This window comes from Pedobacter sp. 01N416, assembly GCF_056399685.1.
This window is the reverse complement of record NZ_JBFTRT010000225.1, coordinates 1-7,647: the sequence shown is the minus strand read 5'-3', so window position 1 is coordinate 7,647 and position 7,647 is coordinate 1. Positions and strand designations below refer to the sequence as shown.

The 7,647-nt window shown below is 40.7% G+C and carries 8 protein-coding genes; 7 read left to right on the top strand and 1 reads right to left on the bottom strand.

Annotated features, from left to right (window positions below; all coding sequences use genetic code 11):
• A partial coding sequence (locus AC1DND_RS13915) for a DUF3570 domain-containing protein (RefSeq protein WP_477582414.1) occupies positions 1–1,175 on the top strand: 1,175 nt, incomplete at its 5' end.
• Between the two features lie 6 nt (positions 1,176–1,181).
• Here the strand turns inward: AC1DND_RS13915 and AC1DND_RS13910 are convergent.
• On the bottom strand, positions 1,182–1,547 hold the full coding sequence (locus tag AC1DND_RS13910) for a helix-turn-helix domain-containing protein (RefSeq protein WP_477582412.1): 366 nt from the start codon (positions 1,545–1,547) through the stop codon (positions 1,182–1,184).
• Between the two features lie 223 nt (positions 1,548–1,770).
• Here AC1DND_RS13910 and AC1DND_RS13905 point away from each other — a divergent pair, with 223 nt between their 5' ends.
• The 6 genes from AC1DND_RS13905 to AC1DND_RS13880 form a co-directional block, all read left to right on the top strand.
• Positions 1,771–2,646 carry a universal stress protein gene (locus AC1DND_RS13905; RefSeq protein ID WP_477582410.1) on the top strand — a complete coding sequence of 292 codons (876 nt, stop codon included), beginning with the start codon at positions 1,771–1,773 and terminating at the stop codon, positions 2,644–2,646.
• Positions 2,647–2,715: 69 nt separating this feature from the next.
• On the top strand, positions 2,716–3,735 hold the full coding sequence (gene adhP, locus AC1DND_RS13900; RefSeq protein WP_477582409.1) for an alcohol dehydrogenase AdhP: 1,020 nt from the start codon (positions 2,716–2,718) through the stop codon (positions 3,733–3,735).
• Between the two features lie 33 nt (positions 3,736–3,768).
• Positions 3,769–4,224: a pyridoxamine 5'-phosphate oxidase family protein gene (locus AC1DND_RS13895; protein WP_477582408.1), complete on the top strand. Its 456-nt coding sequence runs from the start codon at positions 3,769–3,771 to the stop codon at positions 4,222–4,224.
• Positions 4,225–4,405: 181 nt separating this feature from the next.
• Entirely contained in the window at positions 4,406–6,187 is a 1,782-nt protein-coding gene (locus AC1DND_RS13890; protein ID WP_477582406.1) for a hypothetical protein, read from the top strand.
• 57 nt (positions 6,188–6,244) lie between these two features.
• On the top strand, positions 6,245–7,435 hold the full coding sequence (locus AC1DND_RS13885) for a PAS domain-containing sensor histidine kinase (RefSeq protein ID WP_477582404.1): 1,191 nt from the start codon (positions 6,245–6,247) through the stop codon (positions 7,433–7,435).
• 22 nt (positions 7,436–7,457) lie between these two features.
• Positions 7,458–7,647: response regulator transcription factor (locus AC1DND_RS13880; RefSeq protein ID WP_477582402.1), on the top strand; the 190-nt coding region annotated here is incomplete at its 3' end.

The following is a 7,647-nucleotide window of genomic DNA, read 5'->3' as shown; positions in this document are numbered from 1 at the left end:
TCGGTATCTTGAGCACCTATGCACAAACCAGGCCCGAGCCTGCAAAAGCAGATAGCAGTAAATATCAGTCACGGAAGTTAAAAGTCGATGAGATCAACCTGGTTTCAGCCTATTATCATCAGAATGGTAATAATTCTGCAGTTACAGGTGGTATTGGCACCGAGAAACTGAGTGATTTTGCCAATACCATAGATCTTCAAATGTCCAAGTTCAATAAAAGAGGTAAAAAAAATACTTTTCTTTTCGAACTTGGTGTAGATCATTATACTTCGGCCTCTTCTGATAAGATCGATCCTAGTACCATTTCTTCAGCTTCTTCTGCTGATACCCGCATTTATCCATCACTAAACTGGACGCACTCCAATGAAGAGACCGGAAATTCATTTGGATTTACAGGATCATATTCAACAGAGTTCGATTACCAGTCAATGGGAGCTGCTTTTAATTTAACCCGTTTATCAAAAGACAAAAATACCCAGTTTGACTTTAAACTCCAGGCCTTTCTAGATCAATGGACGGTGATCTTACCGATAGAACTGCGAACGGAAAATACCGGAAGAGGCGGTGAGCAATATGATACTGCACCAAGAAATTCTTTCAGTGCATCCTTCTCACTATCGCAGGTCATCAATCAAAAATTTCAGGCTTCCCTGATTTTAGAGCCATCTTATCAAAAAGGATTGCTGGCTACCAAGTATCAACGTGATTATTTTACAGATGGTTCGATGCGTGCTGAAACCCTGCCCGAAAAGCGTTATAAGTTACCTATAGGATTGCGGATGAACTACTTTTTGGATGACCGTTTTGTGATCCGCACATTTTACCGATATTATATGGATAACTGGGGCATAAGGGCTCATACGGCCGAACTTGAAATTCCTGTTAAGATCAATTCGTTCTTTTCTATAAGTCCTTTCTATCGTTACAACAACCAGGTAGGGGCCAAATACTTTGCACCTTATGGCCAGCATTCGCAGTCGGATCAATACTTTACCAGTGATTATGACCTATCCACGCTGACGAGTGATTTTTATGGTGCAGGTATCAGGTTTGCTCCACCTAAAGGCGTTTTCGGTTGGCAGCGCTTGAATATGCTTGAATTGCGATATGGTCATTATTCCCGGTCAACAAGCCTGGTTTCCAATATCGTATCGTTAAACCTAAAGTTTAAGTAAGCCAGTTTATCTAAACTGGCCTTTTTCCAACAGTGAAATCGTACTGAGCTGAATCTTATTTAACCTTTCCTGAAGTTCGAGGGCTTTGTTCTTTTCARTGAGCAAAGCCTTCAACCGGTCTACTTCTGCAGTAAGTTTTTGTTTCTCCTGTAACTCCATCTTCGAGAAAACCTTTCCACTTTCGTAATAGCTGAAAAAATTATAGTTCAGGATTTCACTCACGCGGACCAAAGTAAGGATATCGATAGTTGCGGTATTCAGCATCTCCTGCGTTTTTGTTTTGCTGATCTCAAGGGCGGCGGCAATGTCTGAAACAGAGATATCTTTCTGCTTCATTTCCTTCCAGATCATTAAGCCTATATGGACACTCATCTTATATTATGGGATAATTTTGAAACATTGAAATTACGGAAAGCAGGCTGATTTAATCATTTTTTGTGGTAATGATAATTAGTCTAAATATTTCTTTAGCATATCATCATAATGATCGGGCACTTAAATGCTAACATCGGAAGAATCATTTTAATAACTGATGCGGCTCATATTTTTAACACGGGCTTTTTACAAACTTTATATCTATCAAAAAAGACCCATTATGAAAAAAATCCTGGTACCTGTTGATTTCTCTGCAACTGCAGAGAACGCAGCCGATTATGCAACTGATCTGGCCCATGGTATTGGTGCCAGAGTAGAACTGTTAAATGTTTTTCAGGTTCCGGAGTTTTCTCCTGCTGCGGCATCTCTGGTATGGCCGCTTGAAGAATATAAGCTTATAGAAGACGATGCTAAAAAAGCCTTAGGCAAACTGGTCGAAAAGGTTGAAGAAAAATATAAAAAGGCCCATCATGAGCTTGGTTTTAAAGCAGAAGTGTTTGGGAAATCTGTTCGTGGCGAGGTTGAACAAGAGGTTAGTAAATATTTTACCGAGTGTAAAATGAACCTCGTTGTGGCCGGATTAAACCATGCAGATAAGTTAACCAAAACGCTTATGGGCAGTGTTGCCAGAAAAATTATCGAGGAGGAAATACCTGTTTTGCTTATCCCTGCGGGATATCGGTTTAAGAAACCTAAGAAAATTGCTTTTGCCACAGATTTTAGCCATAGTGATATCCCCGTTTTATGTACACTTGCCGAATTTGCAAAACCTTTTAATGCCGATATACTCATTACACATACCGGTCATTCAAAATCAGAACCAGAAGGTTATAAGCATACAACCGAAGATTTTTTAAACCGGGTTGCCGATCGGGTTAACTATAGAAATATCTACCATAGGCATATTAACAGTGAACGGATTAAGGACGGTTTAGATTGGATCGTAGAAAACGGACAGATCGATATCCTGACCATGGTGCATCGAAAACACGGTTTTTTTCATCGCCTGCTTAAAGGTAGCTATACCCTGAACATGTCAGATCATATTCAGATCCCGCTTTTGGTTTTACCGCCATCACACAACATTCCGATGTAATGGTTCATCACCAGATAAAATTCAATTATTATAATCTATTGTTAAACAGAATATATGTATCCTAAAACAATGAAAGCTGCAGTTATCCATGAATATGGAGGACCACTGGCCATAGAAGAACTTCCGGTTAGACCGCTCAATCAATACGAAATTTTGGTTAAGGTAATTTCATGTGGGGTATGCCATACCGATCTGCATGCCTGTAATGGAGACTGGCCGGTAAAATCAAAAATGCCATTGGTGCCAGGTCACGAAGCCATTGGGTTGGTAGCGGCAATGGGACATGATGTTAAAACTGTTAAGGAAGGAGATGTGGTTGGTGTGCCTTGGTTATACAGTGCATGTGGCTGTTGCGAATTCTGCTTAACCGGTTGGGAAACATTATGCTATGAGCAGCAGAATGGAGGCTATAGCGTTGATGGAGGTTTTGCAGAGTATGTAATAGCCGATTCGAGATACGTTGCCCATTTCCCTTCGCATGTAAATTTTGCAGAAATGGCGCCGATTATCTGTGCCGGGGTTACCGTATACAAAGGTTTAAAAGAAACTGATGCAAAAGCAGGTGAATGGGTAGCCATATCAGGTATTGGCGGGCTCGGCCATCTTGGGGTTCAGTATGCAAAGGCCCTGGGCTTTCAGGTTGCCGCGATTGATATTTCAAACGATAAACTGGAAATGGCCAGAAAACTGGGTGCAGACATTGTTGTTAATGCGCTAGAACATGACCCAGGTGAATTTCTTAAAAAACAAACCGGGGGTATGCACGGCGTATTGGTTACGGCAGTAACACCTGTTGCTTTTAGTCAAGGGCTTTCTGCATTGCGCAGAAAAGGTACTTTATCGCTAAACGGACTACCTCCAGGCAGTTTTGACCTTCCTATATTCGATACCGTGTTGAACAGAATAACGATCAGGGGTTCTATTGTCGGCACAAGAAAGGATATGCAGGAAGCGATCGAATTTGCGGTAGATGGAAAGGTAAGGGCGCAGGTTAAATCAGCAAAACTGGAAGATATCAATAATGTGTTCGATCAAATGAAAAAGGGCGAGATTGATGGACGGATTGTTTTGGATATTTCTGGTGATTAGGTGTTTATTAATCAATATTTAACGAATAAGAAGATGTTAGGGACATTAAAAGAAGAGGATATAGAAAAGCTCCTTAAGGAACAATATATTGGCCGTTTGGCCTGCCATGCACATGGAGTAAGTTACATTGTGCCCATTAATTATGTGTATAGCAGCAGTACGGTTTATGCTCACTCTGCTCCGGGGCAAAAAATCAGGATGATGAAAAGTAACCCTCAGGTATGCTTTCAGACCGATCAGATCCGCGATACTTATAATTGGAAAAGTGTGGTGTGCTGGGGCAAGTTCGAAGAAATTACGGATGCTGCAGAAAAACAAAGGGCGCTACAGGGGATTATCCACCGAATGATGCCTTTAACCAATACCCCTTCAGAGCAACCATCGCATGGAACTGGCAAAAAAGATACTTATGATGAGGATATTATCGTGTTCAAAATTATCTTTCATCTTAAAACAGGTAGATTCGAGATAAACGATAGTGTTGAATAAGCGGTTTTAGCAAAATAATATACCACAAACTTTCCCAAAGGCATATTATAACGTTAAAAAGTGACCTCACTCACTTTTCGTTTTGACAGGCATCACCTCCAGATCAGTTCAACTATAATAGTTTTGCTGTCGAAATCATCGGCTTTTTGTTATAAAAGGCCAAACCTTATTACAAAACACCATGCCACATTCATTCCATATCCCTGTATTAGGCCTAGGCTATTCTATTGATACGCCACTAAAAGTTGCCAGGTACGGTATTTCGTCCGTGCTATCTGTTGTTGATGACGAACTGATTGAGCGCATGCGTGCTTATCATTCAAAAAACCGCCAGATTCATTTCGAAGCGATTCCTAAAGGTGAAACCGATTGCCGGAGTAAACGCATTACGGCCTACCTCAACTTTTTGTCGGACACGATAACCGACGATTTTAAAAACTTAAAAAAGCAGGATTTTGCCACTGGTAATGATATTTGCCGTTATTTTGAGCTACTGCCCGTTACTGCTAAATTAAAACATGGTTATGATCTGATGTTGCAATATCCTGAAGGTGAAACCAAGCAGACCTTCCAGGCGCTTTTAAAAAATTCAATGCGGGTAGGGGCTATTGATGTGAATATCATGGCCAAGGTAGATAAAATGAATTATGTAAATGGCGAATATTCTGGTGATACCAATACGGATGCATTAGCTGCACTCCGTGGTTTTGCGGAAAGTAAGCTGAACGCCTCTGTTGTACTCTCTGCTGGCATGAACCCGAAATTATACAGCTATATGGAAAATTTTGAAGACTTTTTCCCTGATGAAAATGGCAAGCTGAAAAAGAAAATCATCTTAAAGGTTAGCGACTTCAGATCGGCCCTGATCCAGGCTAAATTTTTGGCAAAAAAGGGTTTATGGGTTTCAGAATTCAGGATAGAGTCGGGCTTAAATTGTGGAGGCCATGCATTTGCAACAGAAGGATACTTACTTGGGCCGATTTTGGAAGAATTTAAGCTCAAAAAAAACGATATGCTTGCTGAGCTTTTTAACATGTACCAATCTGCTTTGGCGCAAAAGGGAATCCCAACAGAAAAACAGCTCAAGCAGCGGATCAGTGTCCAGGGTGGGATTGGTACGGCTGCAGAACACGATTTCCTCCTTCAACATTACAATCTCGATGCAACAGGATGGGGAAGTCCTTTTTTATTAGTCCCCGAAGTAACGAATGTAGATGCCGAAACATTGGCGCAATTGGCCAGCTCAACAGAAAGCGATTTTTATCTAAGTGGAGCCTCTCCGCTGGGTATTCAGTTTAATAATTTTAAAAACAGTACAATAGAACTTCAGCGTACCGAGCGGATTGAAAAGGGCAGGCCGGGAAGTCCATGTACCAAGAAATATCTTTGCAACAATACCGAATTTACTGAGCAAGCCATCTGTACGGCATCCCGCGAATATCAGCACTTAAAAATCAAAAGTCTTAAAACTGCTGGCCTATCAGCTGATGAATACCAAAAACAGTTTAATCTGGTAACCGAAAAAGTTTGCCTTTGTGAGGGCTTATGCGCCGCTACCTATCTCAAATATAACATGGCTAAACCCAAAGAAAGCACCGCAGTAGCCATTTGCCCAGGGCCAAACCTGGCCTATTTTTCTGATGTGTATTCACTTGATGAAATGGTTGGTCATATTTACGGGAAAATTAACCTGTTGAGGCAGGTAGAACGGCCACATATATTCATCAAAGAACTCAATCTTTATATCGATTATCTTCAGGAAGATATCAAACAGCAGCTTCAGCATTTCAGCGATAAAAAAATAAAACAGTTAAACGGATTCAAACTCCAGCTGGCCGAAGGGATTAATTATTATAAAAAGCTTTTTGCCGAGGTTGCAGATCAGGCATCTGGAGAATTAAAGGGATTATATGAACAGCTGGCGAAGTCGAAAGGCAAACTGGACGGATTGATTATTGAATAAGAGAAAAAAGATCGCAAATAACTTTTCTATATTTACAAGGATATACTGATGTATTACATGGATAGATCGAGATTTTTAGATGCCATTATTGAAAATGCCATTGATGGGATTATTACCATTGATGATAAGGGGCTTATAGAACATTTAAACCCGGCTGCACTTGAGCTTTTTGGTTATGGCAGAGCAGAACTGGTTGGGAAAAACGTATCGGTGTTAATGCCAGAACCAGATCATTCGCGCCATGATGGTTACTTATCCAGATATGAACATACCGGGCAGAAACACATTATCGGAACTGGGAGAGAAGTTTCTGGTAAACGTAAGGATGGCTCGGTTTTTCCTTTCAGGCTGGGGGTAAGCGAAATAAAATTTAGCGACCGTAAAATTTATACCGGTTTTATCCACGATCTGAGTAAAGAAAAGGCCAATGAAGAGCAGATCAGAAGTTACACCGAAAAATTAGAGGTCAAGATCAAGGAACGCACACACGATCTGGTAAAGCTGGTATCCGAACTCGAAATGGCCAAAGAAAATATGCAGGCGCTTTTTCAGAAAGAGAAGGAACTCAATCAGCTCAAAACAAGGTTTGTTTCTATGGCCTCGCATGAGTTTAGAACACCACTCAGTTCGATACAATTATCGGCTTCTTTAATCGATAAATATACCTCCAGGCATGATGTTGCCAGTGTAGAAAAACATACGCTGAAAATCAAAAATTCGATCAATAACCTTACTACAATTTTAAACGATTTCCTCTCGCTCGAAAAACTCGAGGCCGGAAAAGTGGAAGCATCGGCACAATCTTTCAATATCATCAGCTTTGCTGAAGAAATAGCTGAAGAAATGCAGATGATGACCAAAGAGAACCAGCATATTATTTACGAACACACAGGTACGACCGCCGAAGTTTACCTCGATCCGAACCTGTTGAAAAACTGCGTMATTAATCTGATCTCCAATTCGATAAAATACTCTGGCGCAGATACTTTGATCCAGTTCAATTCTATTTTAAAAGATGATGAACTCATTTTGGAGGTGAAAGACAATGGAATCGGCATTCCAAAAGTAGATCAGCAAAATCTGTTCGAACCATTTTTCAGGGCACACAATACGGGCGACATCCCCGGCACAGGTTTAGGCCTGAACATTGTAAAAAGATATGTAGGTTTGATGAATGGCACCGTAGCCTGCCAGAGCGAACAAAATTCAGGTACGGTTTTTACGCTCAGCTTTACCTTCAATAAATAATTTACTTTTAATAACCATTCCTATGAACAAGAAAGTTTTGATTATTGAAGATAATGACGACATAAGGGAAAGTACAGCTGAGGTGCTGGATCTGGCAGGTTATGAAACTTTTACCGCGAAACATGGTAAATTAGGTGTAGAAATGGCTTTGAATCATTTGCCTGATGTGATCCTCTGTGATATCATGATGCCAGAACTGGATGGTTATGGGG

Excerpts from the sequence above, each read along its gene's own strand:
- AC1DND_RS13905 (WP_477582410.1), top strand. The coding sequence starts at position 1,771 with ATGAAAAAAATCCTGGTACCTGTTGATTTCTCTGCAACTGCAGAGAAC.
- adhP (WP_477582409.1), top strand. The coding sequence starts at position 2,716 with ATGAAAGCTGCAGTTATCCATGAATATGGAGGACCACTGGCCATAGAA.
- AC1DND_RS13895 (WP_477582408.1), top strand. The coding sequence starts at position 3,769 with ATGTTAGGGACATTAAAAGAAGAGGATATAGAAAAGCTCCTTAAGGAA.
- AC1DND_RS13890 (WP_477582406.1), top strand. The coding sequence starts at position 4,406 with ATGCCACATTCATTCCATATCCCTGTATTAGGCCTAGGCTATTCTATT.